General features: G+C 65.8%; 17 protein-coding genes. 7 read left to right on the forward strand and 10 right to left on the reverse strand.

Annotated elements, in window-relative coordinates; translation table 11 throughout:
* Positions 1 to 6: 6 nt before the first annotated feature.
* The 5 genes from R3P93_RS19725 to R3P93_RS19745 all read right to left on the reverse strand — a co-directional run bounded on the left by R3P93_RS19725 (position 7) and on the right by R3P93_RS19745 (position 6376).
* Positions 7 to 1182, reverse strand: coding sequence for a 4-hydroxybenzoate 3-monooxygenase (locus tag R3P93_RS19725; protein ID WP_317533831.1), 1176 nt, complete (start codon positions 1180 to 1182; stop codon positions 7 to 9).
* A 67-nt stretch (positions 1183 to 1249) separates the two neighbouring features.
* Entirely contained in the window at positions 1250 to 2002 is a 753-nt protein-coding gene (locus R3P93_RS19730; RefSeq protein WP_317533883.1) for an IclR family transcriptional regulator, read from the reverse strand.
* 93 nt (positions 2003 to 2095) lie between these two features.
* Positions 2096 to 3598 carry a carboxyl transferase domain-containing protein gene (locus R3P93_RS19735; protein ID WP_317533832.1) on the reverse strand — a complete coding sequence of 501 codons (1503 nt, stop codon included), beginning with the start codon at positions 3596 to 3598 and terminating at the stop codon, positions 2096 to 2098.
* Positions 3595 to 4794 carry a CaiB/BaiF CoA transferase family protein gene (locus R3P93_RS19740; protein ID WP_317533833.1) on the reverse strand — a complete coding sequence of 400 codons (1200 nt, stop codon included), beginning with the start codon at positions 4792 to 4794 and terminating at the stop codon, positions 3595 to 3597. Before R3P93_RS19740 ends, R3P93_RS19735 begins: the two co-directional genes overlap by 4 nt.
* A 211-nt stretch (positions 4795 to 5005) precedes the next feature.
* Positions 5006 to 6376: an SLC13 family permease gene (locus R3P93_RS19745; RefSeq protein WP_317533834.1), complete on the reverse strand. Its 1371-nt coding sequence runs from the start codon at positions 6374 to 6376 to the stop codon at positions 5006 to 5008.
* 194 nt (positions 6377 to 6570) lie between these two features.
* Between R3P93_RS19745 and R3P93_RS19750 the strand changes: the two genes are divergently transcribed.
* From R3P93_RS19750 to R3P93_RS19780, 7 genes are all read left to right on the forward strand, one after another.
* Positions 6571 to 7269, forward strand: coding sequence for a FadR/GntR family transcriptional regulator (locus R3P93_RS19750; RefSeq protein WP_317533835.1), 699 nt, complete (start codon positions 6571 to 6573; stop codon positions 7267 to 7269).
* A 171-nt stretch (positions 7270 to 7440) separates the two neighbouring features.
* On the forward strand, positions 7441 to 8598 hold the full coding sequence (locus tag R3P93_RS19755) for an acyl-CoA dehydrogenase family protein (protein WP_317533836.1): 1158 nt from the start codon (positions 7441 to 7443) through the stop codon (positions 8596 to 8598).
* A gap of 36 nt (positions 8599 to 8634) precedes the next feature.
* A complete protein-coding gene (locus R3P93_RS19760) occupies positions 8635 to 9843 on the forward strand; it encodes an acetyl-CoA C-acetyltransferase (protein WP_317533837.1) in 1209 nt (402 codons plus the stop codon).
* Between the two features lie 34 nt (positions 9844 to 9877).
* Entirely contained in the window at positions 9878 to 12052 is a 2175-nt protein-coding gene (locus tag R3P93_RS19765; RefSeq protein ID WP_317533838.1) for a 3-hydroxyacyl-CoA dehydrogenase NAD-binding domain-containing protein, read from the forward strand.
* A 28-nt stretch (positions 12053 to 12080) separates the two neighbouring features.
* Entirely contained in the window at positions 12081 to 12710 is a 630-nt protein-coding gene (locus tag R3P93_RS19770) for a TetR/AcrR family transcriptional regulator (RefSeq protein ID WP_317533839.1), read from the forward strand.
* Positions 12711 to 12843: 133 nt separating this feature from the next.
* Positions 12844 to 14391: an acyl-CoA synthetase gene (locus tag R3P93_RS19775; protein WP_317533840.1), complete on the forward strand. Its 1548-nt coding sequence runs from the start codon at positions 12844 to 12846 to the stop codon at positions 14389 to 14391.
* Entirely contained in the window at positions 14388 to 15878 is a 1491-nt protein-coding gene (locus R3P93_RS19780) for an aldehyde dehydrogenase family protein (RefSeq protein WP_317533841.1), read from the forward strand. Before R3P93_RS19775 ends, R3P93_RS19780 begins: the two co-directional genes overlap by 4 nt.
* Positions 15879 to 15882: 4 nt before the next feature.
* On the opposite strand, the gene R3P93_RS19785 is transcribed toward R3P93_RS19780, so the two are convergent.
* Genes R3P93_RS19785 through R3P93_RS19805 form a run of 5 tightly spaced genes read right to left on the reverse strand, consistent with a single transcriptional unit; the run spans position 15883 to position 20568 of the window.
* Positions 15883 to 17082, reverse strand: coding sequence for an MFS transporter (locus tag R3P93_RS19785; RefSeq protein WP_317533842.1), 1200 nt, complete (start codon positions 17080 to 17082; stop codon positions 15883 to 15885).
* 3 nt (positions 17083 to 17085) lie between these two features.
* Positions 17086 to 17748 (reverse strand): class II aldolase/adducin family protein, encoded by a 663-nt coding sequence (locus R3P93_RS19790; RefSeq protein WP_317533843.1) that lies wholly within the window; start codon positions 17746 to 17748, stop codon positions 17086 to 17088.
* Positions 17748 to 18683, reverse strand: a complete 936-nt coding sequence (locus R3P93_RS19795; RefSeq protein ID WP_317533844.1) for a carbohydrate kinase family protein — start codon at positions 18681 to 18683, stop codon at positions 17748 to 17750. The genes R3P93_RS19790 and R3P93_RS19795 overlap by 1 nt, the downstream gene beginning before the upstream one ends.
* The gene (locus tag R3P93_RS19800) at positions 18680 to 19159 is read right to left on the reverse strand and encodes an SRPBCC family protein (RefSeq protein ID WP_317533845.1); all 480 of its coding nucleotides are present in this window, start codon (positions 19157 to 19159) and stop codon (positions 18680 to 18682) included. The genes R3P93_RS19795 and R3P93_RS19800 overlap by 4 nt, the downstream gene beginning before the upstream one ends.
* Positions 19141 to 20568 (reverse strand): flavin monoamine oxidase family protein, encoded by a 1428-nt coding sequence (locus R3P93_RS19805; protein WP_317533846.1) that lies wholly within the window; start codon positions 20566 to 20568, stop codon positions 19141 to 19143. Before R3P93_RS19805 ends, R3P93_RS19800 begins: the two co-directional genes overlap by 19 nt.
* Positions 20569 to 20576 lie beyond the last annotated feature (8 nt).

Below are 20576 nucleotides of genomic sequence, written 5' to 3' on the forward strand. Positions count from 1 at the left end.
CAGGGCTCAGAAGCCGATGGGAAGTCCCGCGTAGTTCTCTGCCAGTCCCGTGGCCCCTGCCTCGCTCGAGGCCACCCATTTCAGTTGCGAGAGTTGCAGCTGCGTGTCGAACGGATCGTCGCCGGTGTGCAGCATGGTCGTCATCCACCAGGAGAAGTGGGTGCAGCGCCAGACGCGTCGGAGGGCGTCGTCACTGTAGGTATCGGCGGAGCGGGAGTCGTTCTTGCCCAGCAAGGATGTCAGCGCCGGTGCCAACAGTGCTACGTCGGCCACTGCGAGGTTGAGGCCCTTCGCTCCGGTCGGCGGCACGATGTGCGCGGCGTCGCCGGCCAGAAAGAGGTTGCCGTGTCGCATCGGTGTCTGCACGTAGCTGCGCATCGGCAGCACGCTCTTCTCGGTGATCGGCCCCGGAGTGAGCTCCCAGCCGTCCTGACCGTGACCGAGCCTGCGTGCCAGCGCATCCCAGATACGGTCGTCGGACCAGGTGGCGATGTCGGTGCCGTTGGGAACCTGTAGATACAGCCGGCTGACCGTCGACGATCGCATCGAGTGCATCGCGAATCCGTCCTGATGCCAGGCGTAGATGAGCTCGTCGGTCGAGGGCGGCACATCGGCCAGCACACCGAGCCAGGAATACGGATACGTCCGCTCCCAGGTGTTGCGTACCGAATCCGGCATCGCGGCGCGGCTGGGACCGAACGAACCGTCGCATCCGGCAACGACATTCGCATCGATCCGCATCGGCGTGCCGGAGGAATCGGTGAACGTGACATACGGGGCGTCGGACTCGACGTCGTGCAATGCGGTGTCGGAGACGTCGTAGTAGATCTGCTGGCCGGCCTTCTCGCGTGCCGTCACGAGATCCTTGGTCACCTCGGTCTGCCCGTACACCCACACGCTTCGGTCCACCAGGTCGCGAAAGTCGATGTGGTGCCGCTCTTCCGGCCACTGCAGATAGATTCCGCGATGCTCGTGGCCCTCGCGATGCAATCGATCGCCGAGGCCGTGGTCGTCGAGCAGCTGAACCGTCGAATGTTCGAGGATGCCTGCGCGGATTCGCGAGAGCACGTACTGCTGCGTGCGCGACTCGATCAGAACGGAATCGATTCCCTGCTCCCCGAGCAGGTGGGACAGCAGCAGACCCGCGGGCCCTGCTCCGATGATGGCAACCTGTGTACGCATGCATCGAGTACACCGCGCGTTCGGGCCGGGAACAAGATACGGTTTCCGCTCAGTGAAAACACTGCTCTCACCTCCGCAGACTTCGCTCGATACCTCGGGCTGCAACCTGCAGAGCTGCAACCAGTCTGGCGCGATCTCGGCCGATACTCGGAACCACGATTCCCAACGCAGCCACCACACTCTCACCCTCGCCGCGGACCGGTACGGCCACCGAACACGCTCCCAGCGTCATCTCCTCGACCGTCTGCGCATACCCCTCACGATGCACTCGGCGTAGTTCGCTGTCCAACTTCCCCGGATGAGTCACCGTGTACGGGGTGATGCGGGCCAAGTTCCTGAGCACGCGATCGTGCACCTCGCGCGGGGCGTAGGCCAACAACACCTTGCCGACTCCGGTCGCATACAGAGGCAGGCGGGCTCCGACCCGGCTGACCGCAGGCACCGACGCATGCCCGGCCAACCTGTCGAGGTAGAGCACCTCATCGCCGTCGCGAATGGCCAAATGCACCGTGGCGAGCGTCGCGCCGTAGATGTCGTGCAGAAACGGCGAGGCTATCTCTCGCAGATCGGCTTGATCCGGTGCCAGCAAGCCCAACTTCCACAGCCGACGCCCCACCACGTAGCGGCCGTCGTCGCCGCGGACGAGCGCTCCCCAGCCGACCAGTTCACGCACCAGGCGATGTGCGGTGGCGACGGGCAGGTCGGCACCGTCGGCAAGTTCGGACAACGTCAGCGCAGGGGTCTTCTCGTCGAACACGGCCAGGAGCGCCAGCAGTCGCGAGGCCACCGAGACCCCCGGATCCCGCGCATTGCCCGCCACCTGAACGACGATAGCCTCCCCGGTCATCGCCGAGCTCGAAGTTATGGACGAATTCCAGCCGAAAATCATCCACAACTTCGAGTTCGGCGGGCATCAGACCGCGGCCGCCGCGAAGCCGATTCTGTTGAAACGCTTTTCGCGGGCAATCATCCGCAACGACGGATCCTGGGCGATCAGGTCCGCGAGCTCACGGTGCAGCACCGCACCCACCCGATCGCAGAACTGCTGCGATTCGTCCGCCGCGTCGGGCAGCTCGGGAATGATGATGTCGACGACACCGGCCCGGAAGAGGTCGAGCGAGCGCACTCCCTGCTTGGTGGCCATCTCCGCGGCATGGGCGGTGTCGCGATGCACGATGGCCGACGCACCCTCGGGCGGCAGCGGCGAGAGCCACGCGTGCTGAGCGGCAAGAACGCGATCAGCCGGTACCAGCGCGAGTGCGCCGCCGCCCGTCCCCTGCCCCAACAGCAATGACAGCGTCGGGGTTTCGAGATCGACCATGTCTGCGATGCACCGGGCGATCTCGCCCGCCAGGCCACCTTCCTCCGCCTCCTTCGACAGCGCTGCACCTGCCGTGTCGATGACGGTGACGAGCGGAAGCTTCAGATCCTGTGCCAGACGCATACCGCGTCGAGCCTCGCGGAGCGCTGCGGGACCGAGCGGGGTCTTCGTCGTCTGACCCCGTCGATCCTGCCCGAGCAGTACGCACGGCATGTCGCCGAACCGAACGAGAGCCAGAATCAGACCGGGATCGGACTCGCCTTGACCGGTTCCGTTGAGCGGCAGCACATCTGCTGCAGTACTGAACAGCAACTCGCGCACGCCGGGACGATCGTTCCTACGGGAGGCCAGGATCGACGTCCACGCGGGCACGTCCTCGATCTTCCATTCGAGCGCCTCGACGGTGCGGGGCCGGCACGACGGGACGTCGGTCATGATCCGCAGCGCCCGATCGACGATCTCGCCGAGCTGCTCGGGCGGGCGGATGGCGTCGATGAGCCCGTGGGCCTGGAGGTTCTCCGACGTCTGCACGCCCGCGGGGAACTTCGCGTCGTAGAGGGCCTCGTAGACGCGAGGCCCGAGGAAGCCGACCAGGGCACCGGGCTCGGCGACGGTGACGTGTCCGAGCGATCCCCAGGACGCGAAGACTCCGCCGGTGGTGGGGTGCCGCAAGTAGACGATGTACGGCAGGTTCGCCGCCTTGTGTGCTGTGATCGCGGCGGTGATCTTGACCATCTGCAGAAACGCGACCGTGCCCTCCTGCATGCGGGTTCCGCCGGAGGTCGGTAACGCGAGCAGCGGCAGCCGCTCGTCCGTCGACCGGTGCACGGCAGTGACGAGCCGCTCACCCGCCGCAACCCCGATCGAGCCGGCCAGAAATGCGAACTCGCCGAGCAGGATTGCGACCCTGCGGCCCCGAACGGTCGCGGACCCGGTGAGGACGGACTCGTCGAGACCGGTCTTCTCACGGGCCGCCACCAGTTCGCTCGCGTACTCGTCGTCGATGACGTAGTCCGCAGTCGGAGTGTCCCAGGAGTCGAAGCTGCCGGGATCGATCACCAGATCGAGCAGTTCGAGGGCGGTCATTCTGGTCATCGGATCGCTTCTTTCAGCCAGTCGCGGACGAGCTCGTCGTCGGCACCCAGCACCGGCGGCGCCAGATGATTCGTTTCGGTGACCTCGGTGCCGTCGGATTCGAAGAAGCGCAGGGGCGGCCCCGGCAGAGTGACCGTGCCCAACGTCGCGTGTTCGACGTCGACGAGCAGGCCCTGGGATTTGGTCTGCTCCCACTCGTACACTTCCTGCACATTGCGCACCTTGCCTGCGGGAACACCGATCTCGTCGAGAAGGGACAGCAGCGGTTCGGTGTCGTAGGTGCGGAAGATCTTGGAGACGAGTTCGATGACGTCGTCGCGACTGTCCACCCGTTGCGGGTTGGTGGCCATGCCCTCGAGATCGGGGTCGATGCCGAAGCCCTCGCAGAACCGATGCCACAGCCCCTCGCTACCCACGGAGATCTGCACTGCGCCATCCGATGTCGGAAACAATCCGTACGGGCAGATCGACGGGTGGTGATTACCCTGAGCCGCGCCCACCTCGCCTGCGACGGTCCACTTGGTGCCCTGGAAGGCGTGCACTCCGACGACGCTGGCGAGCAGCGAGGTGCGGACGACCTTGCCGCGCCCGGTGCGGTCGCGTTCACGCAATGCCGCGAGAACGCCGAAGGCTCCGTACATTCCGGCAAGCAGGTCTGCGATGGGAACGCCGACGCGCTGGACATCCTCGGGGCCCGAGCCGGTGAACGACATCAGCCCGGCCTCCCCCTGGGCGATCTGGTCGTAGCCGGAGCGGCCGCCCTCGGGTCCGTCGTGGCCGAATCCGCTGATCGACAGTACGACCGTGCGCGGGTTGATCTCGGCGATGCGCTCGGGTGAGAAACCGAGGCGGTCGAGCACTCCGGTGCGAAAGTTCTCGAGCAGCACGTCTGCTCGTTCTATCATGTGCTCCAACGCTTCTCGGCCGTCGTCGGTCTTGAGATCGAGGGCGATGGACCGCTTGTTGCGGTTGGCCGAGAGGAAGTACGTCGACTCGCGTTCGGCATCGCGCGGAGTGACGAAGGGGGGACCCCAGACTCGGGTGTCGTCGCCGCCCTTGGGCGTCTCGACCTTGATGATGTCTGCGCCGAGGTCGCCGAGCATCATCGCCGCGTGCGGGCCGGCCAGGGCGCGGGTCAGATCGACCACCACGGTGCCTTCGAGCGGTCCGGTTCTGCCTGTCGTGTTGAGGGGCATCGAATTGATCCTTACGTCGAAGCGAGGTGGGACCGGACCCGAGGTCCGATTGGATTACTGGGCCAGTGGACTAGCCAATTCAATTGGACCAGCGAACCCCAGAGAAGTCAAGTGCCGATTTACGTGCCTTTGCCCAGCTCAGACGCGTGATGGCGGCACGTCGAACACACGTGCCGCCATCATCGAGCGCCTGTTTTCAGCCGCAGTACTGCTACATCCAGCCGGGTACGACCAGCAATCCCCAGGCGATCAGCGGGCCGATGACAACGACCAGGGCGCTGTATTTGAGGATCTGCTTGTAGAAGACATCTCGGTCGATGTCCTGAGCGTTGGCGAGCACCAGGGCTCCGTTGGTGGAGAACGGGCTGACGTCGACGATGGTCGACACGATGGACAGAGCCACGATGACTCCGATGGCTCCTACTTCACCGGCGAGCAGGAACGGAACGGCCAGCGGGATGGTGACGCCGAGGATCGCGGTGGAGGACGCGAAGGCCGAGACGATGGCACCGATGTAGCAGAGCAGCAGCGCCACGAGAAGCGGGATGCCGATGTTCGCGACCGAATCGCCGACGTACTCGACGGTTCCGGCTTCCTGCAGCACTCCGACGAACGTGAGCACACCACCGATGAGCAGCACCGTCGACCAGCTGATCTGGTTGATCGCGCCCTTCTGCGCCTTGGGCGATGCGAGAGCGAGGATCACGGCCACCGTCATCGCGATGAATCCGACGTCGAGGTCGAGCACGAGGGCGAACAGAGCCAGCGAGGCCAGGCCGACGAGCGTGAGAATCTGATCGAAGGTGATGGCCTTGACCGCGGTGGCCAGGGGCGGTGCGTTCTCGACGGTGACCGTCTGACCGGACGGACGAGGCGTCGATGCCCCGAAGCCGCGCATGACCGTTCGCGAACCCGAACCGCCGACTCCGCCGGTGTCACCGTCGGGACGCGTGCCGTCCTCGTCGTGCACGCTGCGTCCGATGAGGGAGCGGCCACCGAGGAACATGAACAGCAGCGCGCCGATTGCGGCGTTGAAGAACAAGCTGCCGAGGAAGAGCGTGAGCGGACTGTTGACGAGTCCTGCGTCGGCGGCGATGTTGTTGACCGTGACGCCGTAGATGCTGATGGGTGAGAATCCGCCTGCCTGCGCGCCGTGAATGACCATCATGCCCATGAGCAGGGCGTTGATCTTGTAGCGCGCGGCAAAGCCGAGGGCGATCGGGGCAACGATGGCCACCGCGGCCGGCCCGAGCGCACCGATCGACGTCAGAACGCCGGTGATACCGAACATCACCCAGGGGATCAGCGCCACCCGGCCTCCGACGAGTCGAACGGCTCCGCGGACCAGGAGGTCGACCGTGCCGTTGTTCTGTGCGATGGCGAACAGGTAGGTGATGCCGACGAGCGTGAGGAACAGACTGCTCGGGAAGCCGGCAATGATGTCGTCGGCACCCATGCCCACGGCAAGTGTTCCGACGAAGAACGCCGCCACGAACCCCAACGCGCCCATGTTCACGGGGAACACGGTTGCGGCGAGGAACATGACGACGAGCGCAAGGATGGGTATCAACTCGGTCGACATCGAAGGTCTCCGGTCCGTCTGTGGTGTCACCCGAGCGGTTGCCCAGGATCTCCAGTGGCTAATTGGACTGGCCACTGAGTCAATAGGGACTCAACCAGTGAAGTGGATCACTTGTCAGCCCTGAATGTGGCCGTCGTTACCCGTGCGACGGCGACTAGGGTGGAGGTCCAGAGGAACAGAGAGCGAGTGACACAGTGGCTGAGCAAATTCGCCCCGTGACCCGACCACGGCTGTACGAGGTCATCGTCGAACAGCTGTGCAAGCACATCGCCGACCGCGAGATGAACCCCGGTGATCGACTTCCGCCCGAGCGCGAACTGGCCGGCCACCTCGGGGTCAGCCGAGCATCTCTGAGCCAGGCCCTTGTCGCCCTCGAAGTGCAGGGCATCCTGTCGGTCCGGCACGGTGACGGCGCAGTGCTCGTACGACGACCCGTGGGAGACATGGCAATTCGCGCTCTGCGCGAGCACGCAGACCGGCTGCCCGAGGTGATCGAGGCACGCGAGGCACTCGAGGTGAAGCTCGCCGAACTGGCGGCGACGCGTCGCAGTGACGACGAGATGGCAGCAATCGACCACGCCGTGTCCGTGATGGCCACCGAGATCACCGACGGCGATCGAGGAGACTCGGGCGACGAGCTGTTCCATCACGCGATCACCGAGGCAGCGCACTCACCGTTGCTTGCCAGGCTCATGGGGGAAATCGCCGGCCTCATCCGCGAGACCCGCATCGAGTCGTTGTCGCAGTCCAACCGGCCCCAGGCCTCGCTCGAGCACCATCGACGCATCGCCGAGGCCGTACGAAATCAGGATCCGGCCGAGGCAGGACGGGCAATGGCCGACCACATCCGACTCGTCTCGGATGTAGCGCTACTGCGCTCGGTCGATACCTAGAGGACTCCCCGCCGAACTCGAAGTTATGGACGAATCCGGACCCGAATCCGTCCATAACTTCGAGTTCGGCAGGTAGGGAGCACCCACTGTTGACATCCACAGCACCGTCGCGCAATCATTATTGGCACAGCGCCAATAAATCACGGTTGCGCTTCGAGCCAAGGACCCACCATGACTGCACTCGCAGACCGCACCTCCGACGACCTCGCTACCGAGCTCGCCGACGTGCGACAGCTCGCCCGAGGATTCTTCGAGAAGGAGGTCGCGCCGCATCGCGAGGAATTCGCGGCTGCCGGACGCCCCAGCCGCGAGGTCTACCGCACCGCAGGCAGCCTCGGACTGCTCGGCATGTCGGTGCCCGAGCAGTACGGCGGAGGCGGCGGCGACTTCCGCCACGAGGCGGTGCTGTTCTCCGAACAGGTCCGCTCCGGCGACTCGGCCATGCAGCTCGGCGTGCACAGCGGCATCGTTCCGCACTACATCCTGGCCTACGCGTCCGAGGAGAAGAAGCAGCAGTGGCTGCCGAAGCTGTGCTCGGGAGAGTGGATCGGTGCCATCGCCATGACCGAACCGGGCACCGGCTCGGATCTGCAGGGCATCACCACCCGCGCAGTGCGTGACGGCGACGACTACGTCGTGACCGGCGGAAAGACGTTCATCTCCAACGGAGCTCACTGCGATCTGATCATCATCGCCGCCAAGACCGATCCGTCCGCCGGAGCCCGGGGACTGTCACTGCTCGTCGCCGAGGTCTCCGACGACACCGAAGGCTTCCACCGCGGACGCGTGCTGCACAAGATCGGCCAGAAGGGCCAGGACACAGCCGAACTCACCTTCGACGGCCTCCGCGTCCCCGCGGGCAACATTCTGGGTGAAGAGGGCCGCGGTTTCGCGCAGTTGATGCAGCAACTCCCCCAGGAACGCCTGATCTGCGGCATTGCCGCCGCCGCGATGATCGACGCCGCCGTCGCGCAGACCGTCGAATACACCAAGTCGCGCAGCGCTTTCGGCAAGACACTGTTCGATCTGCAGAACACCAAGTTCGAGCTCGCCGAATGCGCCACCATCGGCCGCGTCGTCCGCACCTTCGTCGACGACGCCATGGCACAGCACATCTCGGGCAGCCTCGACGTCACCACGGCAGCGATGGTCAAGTACTGGACCACCGACCGACAGTTCGAGGTGGTCGACCGTTGCCTGCAGCTCTTCGGTGGGTACGGCTACATGGAGGAATACCCCATCGCCCGCATGTTCGTCGACGGCCGCATCGCACGCATCTACGCCGGTGCCAACGAAGTCATGAAAGACCTCATCTCCCGCTCCCTGTAGAACTCGGCAATCTCGTTGCCCCAGAAAGGCACCACCATGGAGGCGTTCCTCTACGACGCAGTTCGCAGCCCACGTGGCCGCGGTAAGAGCTCCGGCTCACTGCACACCATCAAGCCGGTCGATCTGGCCGCGAACACGCTGTCCACGTTGCTCTCTCGACACTCTCAGTTGGATCCGGCCCTGATCGACGACGTCGTGCTCGGTGTCGTCACCCCGTTCGGCGACCAGGGTTGCGATATCGCCCGCACCGTCGCGATGGTTGCCGGACTGCCGGACAGTGTCGCCGGCGTTCAACTCAACCGCTTCTGCGGATCGGGACTGGAGGCCGTCAACACTGCGGCGCAACGTGTTCGGTCCGGATGGGATCAGCTCATCGTCGCCGGTGGCGTCGAATCGATGTCTCGTGTCCCGCTCGGGGCGGACGGCGGCGCATGGCCGTGCGACCCGCTGACCAACTACGGCAGCTACTTCGTTCCGCAGGGAGTCAGTGCAGACCTCATCGCGACGATCGAAGGATTCGATCGCGACGAGGTCGACGCCTTCGCAGTGCGCAGCCAGCAGCGCGCCGCACACGCCTGGTCGATGGGCCACTTCGAGAAGTCGGTCATCCCGGTCTTCGACGCAAACGGCCGACTGATGCTCGATCACGACGAAATCATGCGACCCGAGACCACCACGGCCGATCTCGCTGCCCTGAAACCGTCGTTCGCACAGATGGGTTCGCTCGCCGGGTTCGACGCCGTCGCGATGCAGAAGTACACCGAGGTCGAGCGCATCGATCACGTCCACCACGCCGGCAACTCCTCCGGCATCGTAGACGGCACCGCAATGGTGCTCATCGGCTCCGAACAAGCCGGTCGCGCAGGCGGATTGACCCCACGCGGACGCGTCGTGGCCGGTGTCGTCGCCGGATCGGACCCGACGTTGATGCTCACCGGCCCGGTTCCGGCCACCCACAAGGTTTTGGCCGCAGCGGGACTCAGCCTCGACGACATCGCGGTGTTCGAGGTCAACGAGGCATTCGCATCGGTGGTGCTCAACTACGCGAAGAAGCTGGACATCGACCACGATCGCATCAACGTCAACGGTGGCGCGATCGCGATCGGCCACCCACTGGGCGCAACGGGCGCGATGCTCACCGGAATGGCTCTCGACGAGCTCGAGCGCCGGGGCGAGCGCTACGCACTGATCACACTCTGCATCGGTGCCGGAATGGGCGTCGCCACCATCATCGAGCGCCTGTGACCACCCTGCGCTCGAACAACGACCCGAGGAAACGATGAACAGCACTGCTGCACTGCACACTTCCACGATCACCGGCGAGATCGGCACCGACCGCGTACTCGTGTTGACGATGGACGACCCGACGCAGTCCACCAACACGATGAACGCCGCGTTCGGCGAGTCACTCGGGCAGACGGTCGACTGGCTCGAGGCGAACGTCGATGCCTACGACGGAGTGATCGTCACCTCGGCGAAGGATTCCTTCTTCTCCGGCGGCGACCTCGAACTGCTACGCGACGCAGGCCCCCACGACCACGAGGCCATCGCCGACGCCCTAGACTTCACCAAGGACAAGTTTCGCCGGATCGAGAAGCTGGGCAAGCCGGTGGTGGCTGCGCTCGGCGGCACCGCACTCGGTGGCGGCTTCGAGATCGCGCTGGCCTGCCATCGTCGAATTGCTCTGAACAACAGCAAAGCGCGCTTCGGGCTTCCCGAGGTCACCCTCGGGCTTCTCCCCGGGGCCGGTGGAGTGACCAGGACGGTCCGCATGTTCGGCATCGTCAAGGCTCTGACACAGGTGGTGGGCCAGGGCCAGCGGTATCGGCCGGCGCAGGCACTCGAACTCGGACTCGTCGACGAGGTCGTCGACACCCACGAGCAGATGATGGCCAGCGCTCGCGCCTGGATCGTCGCCAATCCCGAGGCCGTACAGCCCTGGGACAGAAACGGTTTCAAGATCCCCGGCGGCACCGCGGCCTCACCCGCGTTGGCTGCGCAATTGCCTGCCTTCGCGGCCACGGTCCGCAAGCAGGTCAAGGGTGCACCGATGCCCGCTCCGATCGCGGTGGTTGCTGCGGCCGTGGAAGGGTCGGTGCTCGACTTCGAGTCGGCATCGCTCGTGGAAACCCGGCATTGCACCTCGCTCGCCTGCGGAGCGGTCTCGGGCAATCTGATCCAATCGATGTTCTTCGATCTCGGATCCATCAACAAGGGTGGCTCTCGTCCGAGCGCCGAACCGCACCGGGTACCTGAGAAGGTCCTGGTGATCGGTGCCGGAATGATGGGCGCCGCCATCGCCTACGTCGTCGCCTCGGCCAAGGTTCCGGTCGTGCTGCGTGATGTCTCGCTCGAATCCGCCGAGCGTGGAAAAGACTATGCACGTTCGATTCTCGGCAAGGCCGTCGCGAAGGGACGAAAGACCCAGGCCGACGCCGATGCGGTGCTCGCGCTCATCACACCCAGTTCCGACCCGGCCGATGCCGAGGGTTGCGATCTGGTCGTCGAGGCGGTGTTCGAGGATCCCGCCGTCAAGCAGGGTGCTTTCGAGGCCGTCGACAAGTACCTGACCGCCGACGCCCTGCTGTGCTCGAACACCTCGACCCTGCCCATCACCGAGCTGTCGACGGGAGTCTCGCGCACCTCGGACTTCATCGGCACGCACTTCTTCTCCCCGGTGGACAAGATGCCGTTGGTGGAAATCGTTGTGGGAGCACACTCCAGCGAATTGGCGCTGGCCCGCGCATTCGACTTCGTTCGTCTGATCGGCAAGACGCCGATCGTCGTCGGGGACAGCCACGGCTTCTTCACCACCCGCGTCATCGGCCGGTTCATGGACGAGGCGATCTCGCTGGTCGCGGAGGGCGTGCACCCGGCCACCGTCGAGCAGGCCGCTCTTCAGGCGGGCTACCCGTCCGGTGCGCTGGCTCTCATGGACGAGATTTCGTTGACCCTGTCTCGGCACATCCGCGAGGGCATGGCTCAGGCCGCCCGCGCCGACGGTCGACCGTGGATCGTCTCGAACTCGTATGCCCTGGTCGATCGCCTGGTCGACGAGTTCGACCGCCCCGGCCGCAAGGCCGGACGTGGCTTCTACGAGTACGCCGGGGACGGCACCAAGGCCGGATTGTGGCCGGGCCTGGTGGAGCACTATCACCGCCCCGATCACGGAATTCCGTTCGAGGACATGATGGATCGCATGCTGATCGCGCAGTCGCTCGACTCGATCGCGTGCCTCGACGAAGGTGTCCTGCGGACGGTCGCCGATGCGAACATCGGCTCCATCCTCGGCATCGGCTACCCCGCGTGGACCGGTGGGGTGCTGCAGTTCGTCAATCAGTTCGACGGCGGCCTTCCGGGATTCGTGGAGCGAGCCGACCGACTGCGGGCACTGTACGGCGATCGGTTCGTCGTGCCGAGGTCGCTGCGCTCACGCACCGAGCGGTACCTCTGACGCCTCGCGGCGTCGGTTCGGTGCGATCATGACAACCATGCCGGCTGCAAGTACACCCAAGTGGAATCGACTGGAACCGGACGAGCGACGAACGCAGATCCTGGCGAGCGCTGTTCGCTTGTTCGGCGACAAGCCGTACGCGGAGGTGTCGATGTCGGATGTCGCTGCCTCGGCCGGCGTCGCACGAGGGCTCATTCACCACTACATCGGCAGCAAGCGCGATCTGTATCTCGAGAGCGTTCGCTTCCTGGTCACCGTGCCGCCGATCGAAGACGTACATCTGCCCACGGGCTCGCTCGAGGAGCGAGCCCGTGGCAGTGTGCACTGGCTGGTGGGGGTGATCGAGACGCATGGCGCGGCGTGGGTGTCGGTGGCGAGCGGATCGGGGGTCGACGAGCAGGTGGCCCGCATTCTCGACGAGGCCGACGATCTCGCTGCCGAACGCGTGCTCGATGCAACGGCATTCGAGGGCAGAGGCGGTGACCGACGAGTGGCGACCTCTGCGGTGCGTGCCTTCGGCGGCATGGTCAAGGCGGCAGGCCGCGAATGGTTGGTGCGCGGCACACTGACGCGCGAACAGGTCGAGATTCTGCTGACCGATGTGCTCGTCACCGTCCTCGACACGGCGCGGGCTCTGGACGACGCCCGAGACCGTTAGCCAGACAACCCATTTCGGCGGTCCATTCGAGTGGTAAACGTGCAAATCGCCTATTGACACTGTGCCAATAAGGTGGAACTGTGACGGTATTCACCTCGGGCACCCTCGCCCCCTCTCGCACAAGGGACTCGCCATGTATCTCACTCAGGGCCTTCACCGCTCCGCGGCAACCACTCCGAACCGGGCAGCAACGGTGTTCGGCGATCGCGTTCGCACCTTCGCCGAACAGATCGACAGAGTGGCAAGACTGGCTGCGGGCCTGCACTCCATCGGCGTCGAGCCCGGCGATCGAGTTGCGATGCTGGCGTTCAACAGCGATCGGTACTCGGAGTACCTGCTCGCGGTGCCGTGGGCCGACGCCGTGCTCAACCCGGTGAACATCCGGTGGTCGCCCGTGGAGGTGGCGTACGCACTGAACGACTCCGACACCAAGGTCCTGCTGGTCGACGACACCTTCGGTGCCATGGTCCCGGCACTGCGTCCGGCATGTGCCGGCCTGCAGACCATCGTCTACTGCGGAGACGGTGCCACCCCCGAGGGCATGGTCTCCTACGAGGACCTGGTCTCGTCCCACGATCCCATTCCCGATGCGCGCCGCAGCGGCGACGCACTCGCCGGGCTGTTCTACACCGGTGGCACCACCGGCTTCCCCAAGGGCGTCATGCTCTCGCACGCGAACCTCGTCACCTCGGGCCTGGGAACGGTGGCGACCGGACAGCTGCTCGACGACGCGTCGATCCTGCTCCATGCCGCTCCGATGTTCCACCTCGCCGATCTGGCCGCATGGGTGGGTCAGGTCATGCTCGGCGGCACCCACGTGATGGTTCCGTTCTTCGAGCCGACCGCCGTCCTCGGGGCGATCGCGAAGCATTCGATCACCGATGTGCTGTTGGTGCCGACGATGATTCAGCTTCTCGTCGACCACCCCACGTTGAGCGAGTTCGACACCTCCTCGCTGAGCCGCGTGCTGTACGGCGGATCACCGATCTCCGCGGGCGTCCTCGAGCGCACCCTCGCCCGGCTCCCGCAGGCCCGCCTCACCCAGGCCTACGGCATGACCGAGCTCGCACCGGTCGCGTCGCTGCTCTGGCCGGAACATCATGTGGGAGAACGCATCGGCTCGGCCGGTCGCGCAGCCCCGCACTCGGAGATCCAGATCCTCGGCCCCGACGACGAGCAGTTGGCCACCGGATCCGTCGGCGAGATCTGCGTTCGCGGTGGACACGTGATGCTGGGCTACTGGAACAAGCCGGACGAGACCGCCGCGGCCATTCGCAACGGTTGGATGCACACCGGCGATGTCGGCTACCTCGACGCCGACGGATTCCTGTTCGTCGTCGATCGCCTCAAGGACATGATCATCACCGGTGGCGAGAACGTCTACAGCGCCGAGGTCGAGAGCGCACTGAGCCTGCACCCCTCGGTGTTGGCCTGCGCCGTGATCGGTGTTCCCGACGGCGAATGGGGCGAGCGCGTCCACGCCTGTGTCGTGCTGGCCGAGGGCACCTCGCCGACGGTCGAAGAACTTCGCGATCACACCCGCAGCTACGTTGCCGGATACAAGACACCGCGCACCGTCGAGTTCGTCACCGCACTGCCCATGAGCGGCGCAGGCAAGATCCTCAAGCGCGAACTGCGGGACGCGCACGTGGCGAAGGACGCGCTCGGAGCGTCCCTGTGACCAGCCAGGTCCAGGCGCGAGCAACTTTCGATTCGATCTCCCCCATCGACGACGGTCCGGTTGCCTCGTTCGCCGTCGATTCGACCGAGTCCGTCGCGCGAACGGTCGGCCTCGCGCGGAGTGCGCAGCGCACTTGGGCGGCACTACCGCCGCGTACTCGCGCCCGGCACCTGCGCGCATGGCGACACGAGATCTGGAGCCGCCGAGCCGAATTCATCGATCTGATTCACCGTGAGAACGGCAAACCCGCCGACGATGCACTGCTCGAGATCGTACTGACCCTCGAACACATCGCGTGGGCGGAAAAGCAGGCACCACGGCTCATGCGCACGCGCCGAGTCAACCCCGGGTTGCTGCTCGCGAACTACTCCGCTCACGTGGAGACGGTCGCGCTCGGCGTCGTGGGCGTCATCGGCCCGTGGAACTACCCGCTCTACGCACCCAACAGTGCGATCGGCTCGGCTCTGGCAGCAGGCAACTGCGTGGTGTTCAAGCCCAGCGAGTACACCCCCGCGGTGGCGGCTCGATACGTTCGCGCCTTCCACGAAGCCAATCCGACTCTGCCACTGGGCATTCTGTCGCTGGTGACCGGATACGGCGAGACCGGTGCCGCGCTGTGCCGCTCGGGTGTGGACAAGATCGCGTTCACGGGTTCGACGAGAACCGGCTCGAAGATCATGGCCACGTGCGCCGAGACGCTCACCCCGGTGGTCGTGGAATGCGGCGGCAAGGATCCGGTGATCATCGCTGCGGATGCGGACATCACCGCAGCAGCCGAGGCAGTCGCCTGGGGAGCATTCAGCAACAGCGGCCAGACGTGCGTCGGAGTCGAGCGGGTGTACGTCGAGCGCAGTGTCGCAGCACAATTCACCGGTGCTCTCGTGCAGCACGCACGTGCCATACAGCCCGGTGGCGATGCGTCGGCCACCTACGGACCGATGACGATGCCCAGCCAGATCGACATCGTACGACGCCACATCGCCGACGCCGGGGCGGCCGGTGGCCGAGCACTGATCGGCGGACTGTCCTCGATCGGCGAGCGATTCGTCGGACCCACCGTGTTGGTGGACACCCCCGAGAGCTGCTCGGCCGTTCGCGAGGAAACGTTCGGCCCCACGGTCACCGTCCGTGAGGTCGACAGCATCGACGAGGCGATCGAGCTGAGCAACGATCATCGGTATGCCCTCGGCGCATCGGTGTTCTCCCGCACGCACGGCAAAGAGATTGCGGCACAACTGGTGTGCGGCCAGGTCACCGTCAACTCCGTGATCGCATTCGCTGGGATGGGATCGGTTCCGATGGGCGGCGTCGGTGCCAGCGGCTTCGGCCGGGTACACGGCGACGAAGGGTTCGCCGAGTTCTGCCGAACGCACAGCCGCGTCACGAAGCTGTTCGACATCCCCGGATTCGAGCTGGTGACGCTTCGACGCAAACGGTGGGTCATGCCGCTGATCGACCGAGTACTGGGGCTGCGTCACCGACGCTGAGCAATCAGCGCACCGATTTCACCTGCCATGTCACCGCTGCCCCGAGTGCGGCCAGCACCCCCACCGCCGCGAACAACGCCGGGTATCCACCGACGGTGGAGAGGAACACACTCGCGAGCAGCGGAGCCATGGCAGGTGGCACGATTGCCCCGATGTTCATCACGCCCAGATCGGTCGCCCGACTGTCTGCGGACGGAAGAACCCCGGTCACCAGCGCCTGATCGACGGCCATGTACGCGCCGAATCCGCCGCCCAGCAACGCGGCCGAGACGAACGTCGCGTCCATCGTGGGATGCACCGCCAGCACGAAGCCCGCGACGGCCTGCATCGATGCCGCGACCGCCACGAAGATCTTGCGGCGCCGCATCCTGTCCGACAACGGACCGAAGGTGAAGGTGCACAACACACAGGCGATCAGGTAGACGACGGTGACCTCGAGCAGCGATCCCGTCGGATCGGCGACTCGAAGGCCGTCGGTGAGGAAGAACAGCAAATAGCAGGTGCCGAGCGAGTTGGCCACGTTGACCAGGATTCGACCCCCGAAGGCCCACGCGAAGTCGCGGTGGCGCAACGAATCGAGCAGTGAGGCCGCGATGCTGCGCAGGCTCAACAGCGCCGTCGGTGACTCGGTTTCGCGATACATCAGCAGAAACGGCACCGAGCAGATCACCAGGGCGATCGCCACGGCGAGGTACCCGCCCCGTACCGACAGAGCGAGTGTGGACACCAGGGCCAGGCCCGCCACCACGCCCAGTGCTTGCGGCGCATAGATCGCACTCGACACCGTTCCGCGCTGCTCATCCGGTACGCGGTCGGCCACCACTGCGGTCAACCCTGCTGTTGCAGCACTCAATCCGAGCATCGCCACCGACCACGCCGTCCCGATTCCGAGAACGGTACTCTGCAGCCCCGTGACCACCAACGCACCGGCGAAGAACAGGACACCGCCGCCGAACCAGACGCGCCGTCGCCCCAACCTGCTGCGAGTGCGATCGCACAGCGACCCGCACAGGGGTAGACCGATCAGGAGCACCACGGCCGAGACCGCGTTGATCACGGCGAAGTCGAACACCTTCGATTGCGGATCTATCTCTTGCAATCGCTCGGGCAGAAGCAGCTGCAGTGGAACCAGATTGGCCATCCAGTAGCCGAGCCACGCCACGGAGAACACGGCAATCCAGAGCGGGCGCACCCGGGTGGTCATCGGTCAGTCTCTTCGCACGGGTGCCGCGGTTCCGTATGCACGGCGCACCACCTCGTCGAGGGTCGCCGCCAGCTGCACGTCGCCGAGGGAGCGTGGGTTCGCCACCGACGCAGCGGAAAGGTAGACCCCGCAGAGCCATTCGAGCAGTTCGATGTTCGACATCGCGGCCCCGAGATCGTGACCGGTGGCCACCGATCCGTGATGGGCCATGATCACCGCCGACCTCGAACGCATCGCCGTCACCACCGCGTCGGCGAGCTCGGCCGTACCGAACGGCGCGAACGGCACCACCGGAACCTTGCCGCCGAGAGCCAGCTGCGCGTAGTGCACGGGCGGCAGTTCGTCCGCGACGAGCGAAAGCGCAACGGCCGCAGAAGAATGCGCATGCACCACCGCGCGAACTTCGGACGACGCGTAGATACCCAGGTGCAGGCCCAATTCCGAGGTCGGTTCGCATGCACCAGCGCGCACAATCCCGTCCATGCCGACAACCGTGACGTCCTCGATCGTCGCGTCCGCCAACACCAGCCCTGTCGCCGTCACCGCCACCAGATCACCCGCGCGTGCGCTGACATTGCCGGCGGTACCGAGAACAAGGCCCCGTAGGCCCAGTTGCCGGGCGGTCTCGGCGACGGACTGCCTCAGCTCGTCCACGTCGGCCGGCATCAGATGGTCCTGCAGGTACGTGCGAACTTCCGAACGAACTCGAGGTCGTAGGTGCCGAAATCGGTACCGAGACCCTGCGCCACTTGCGCGGCGGTCGCATTGCCCAGTTCGGCTGCCTCGACGACATTCATGCTCAGGGACAGGCCCCGAACGAACCCGGCCGAGAACGCATCTCCGCATCCGCTGGTGTCCACCACGTCCACGGAATACGCGGGGACCTCGACGGCCTCGTCGGTCGTGACGACGAGAGTGGGCGACGCCCCCGCGGTGGCCACCACGCAGGATGCCCCGAGCTCGAGCAGTCGACGACACCCGTCTTCGACAGTGGCGCAGCCGGTCCAGCCGAGGACCTGCTCGTCGTTGGGCAGCAGGTAGTCCACGTGGGGCAGCGCGGCGGCGAACGCACCGAGTCCTTCCGGAACGGACGGTGCCAGGCTGTCGACGGTGACGACGACGCCGTCCTCGTGGGCGCGGCGCGCGATGTCGCGTGCGGTGTCCGGTCCGAAGAATTCGGGTCCGCCGAGATGCAGGAAGTCGACGTTGTGGAACATGTTCCACGGAACATGCTGAGCCAGATAGCCGTTGGCTCCGATCACGTGCAGAGCAGGCCGGGATCCGTCCGGCCTGATCGGCAACACCGACGCCGAGGTCTGCACCCCGTCCATGCGATGAACGAGGGAGACGTCCACTCCGTCGTCGGCGAGGAGCTGCAGTAGGAACGTGCCCGCCGAATCACCACCGACGACTCCCGCGGTGTGTACCGCGGCGCCCAGGCGGGACAGCACCAGCGCCGTTCCTGCAGCGGTGCCTGCGGCCGACATCGCGATCTGCTCCGCCAGAACCGCCGCCTGACCGTCGGGTATTTCGGTCACCGGCCGCACCAGAGTGTCGAGTATGTGCACCCCGAGGGTGAGGACTTCCGCCGGTTCTCTCATCGGATCGTCGCGGTTCGCTCGGAGAGGATCAGCGCCTCCAGGTTGCACATCGAGACATCGAATCGTGCGGACATCCCGGCCGTCGCGATGGGCCGCACAATACGTCCCAGCCAGCTCGGAGCAACATCGAACCAGAACTCGAAGGTCATCGCGGTGGAGGTTCCGCCGCCCAGCGGCGCGAAGCGAAAAACGTTCGCCACGTTGGTGAGCGGTGCGAATCCCTGACCCGAATCGATTCGCAGTCGGTTCGGTTCCAGCTGCCGGACGGTCCAGGTGGCGTGAGTGGTGAAGCGTCCGAGCGCCGCCACTTCCTCGGTGTAGACACCACCTGTGCGTGCGGTGCCGTGATGAGCGGTGACGGCTCGGACGTCGGACACCCATTCCGCGTAGCGGCTGGTGTCACCGGTCAGTGCCCAGACCTCCTCCGGGGTCACCGAGAGTGTGCGGTGGGCCGAGACTACGAAGCGTTGTTCCACGAGAGTTCTCCTTCGGTCGAAAGTATTTCTGCTGCTGCCTTTTCACCCGATCTGACGGCACCGTCCATGTATCCGTTCCAATAGTCGGAGTGTTCGGCACCGGCCCACCGCACTCGTCCGAACGGAACATCGCGCCACTGTCCGAGCCCGGTCAACACCCCGGGGGTCAACACCGCGGTCGGCCCGCCGCGGGTCCACCGTTCGTCGGTCCAGTCCAGTTCGATCCACTCCGTCGGTTCGAGTGCGCGCGGCCCCACCGCCGAGGCGAAGGCACGGAGCACCTCGCCGCGGCGCTCGGATTCGTTGCCGGCGCACCAGTTTCGGCCGCCTCGATGGCGAGCGCCCCAGGTGCCGACGAATCCCATCAGTACTCCCTGACTGTCGCCGGGTGGTGAGTTGTCGAACATCGAGGACACCGGTACGGCGCTGTCACGAAAGAGTGCCTGGCCGGAGAGCCCGCTCGCACGCCAGAACGGTGCGGGATACACGGCCTCGCACTTGGCCAATCCGCCGAAGTTCATCCGCTGGAACAGTGCGTCCTGGGGCGCGGGAAGCGCAGGGCTCCAGTCGATTCGGGTGGCCAGTACGGGCGGAATTGCGACGACTACCGATCGGGCGACCCACGATTCGGTATCGCTGTGCACCACCACGCGATCCGGATGCTGCTCCACGCGTCGCACAGGAGTGTCGAGCCGGACGGCGTCACCGAGCTGCTTCGCAATCTCGATGCAGATCGCCTGTGAGCCACCGATGAACCGCCACTGTTGCGCTCCCCCAGCGACACTCATCAACCGATCGACGGTGCCGGGAGTGTATTCGTTGCCCGCCCCGGCTATGTACGCCAGGCCGAAGAGTGCCGACACGTCGGCGGATGTGCCACCGAACACCGACCCGAGCAGGATGTCGAGCAGTTCCACGCCGCCGTCGGTTGCCGAGTGCCTCCGGGCCCAGGTGGCGAGAGTCTGGGTGTCCCACTCGCGTGCACGCGGTGCCGTCCAGGGTCTATCCACGGGGATCTGGCCGGCGGCCCGATCGATCCGCGCCACGAGCATCCCGACGTCGGGTAGTGCCGCCAGGTCCGGTGGCACCCCGCCGTCGAAGCGTCGGGCGCGTCCGTTCTTGACGTAGATGCTCGATCCGATGTCGTACGCGGGGAACGTCCCGACGCCCACCGACGCGGCGAGGCGGAGGACGTGGTCCTGCGTCGGACCGACGAACTGCCCGCCGGTCTCGACCACCGAGTTCTCCCCGAGTGCGTGGTTGACCGTCCGCCCGCCCACCCGGTCCCTGGCCTCGAGGACCTGCACGGTCAACCCTGCGGCCGTCAGTTCCCTCGCGGCGGTCAGACCCGCGAGTCCTGCGCCGACGACCACGACGTCCACCCGCGAGGCTTCCGAAATCTCGGTCATGGGTGCTC

The sequence above is a fragment of the Rhodococcus cerastii genome (assembly GCF_033042195.1).
Taxonomy (GTDB): domain Bacteria; phylum Actinomycetota; class Actinomycetes; order Mycobacteriales; family Mycobacteriaceae; genus Rhodococcoides.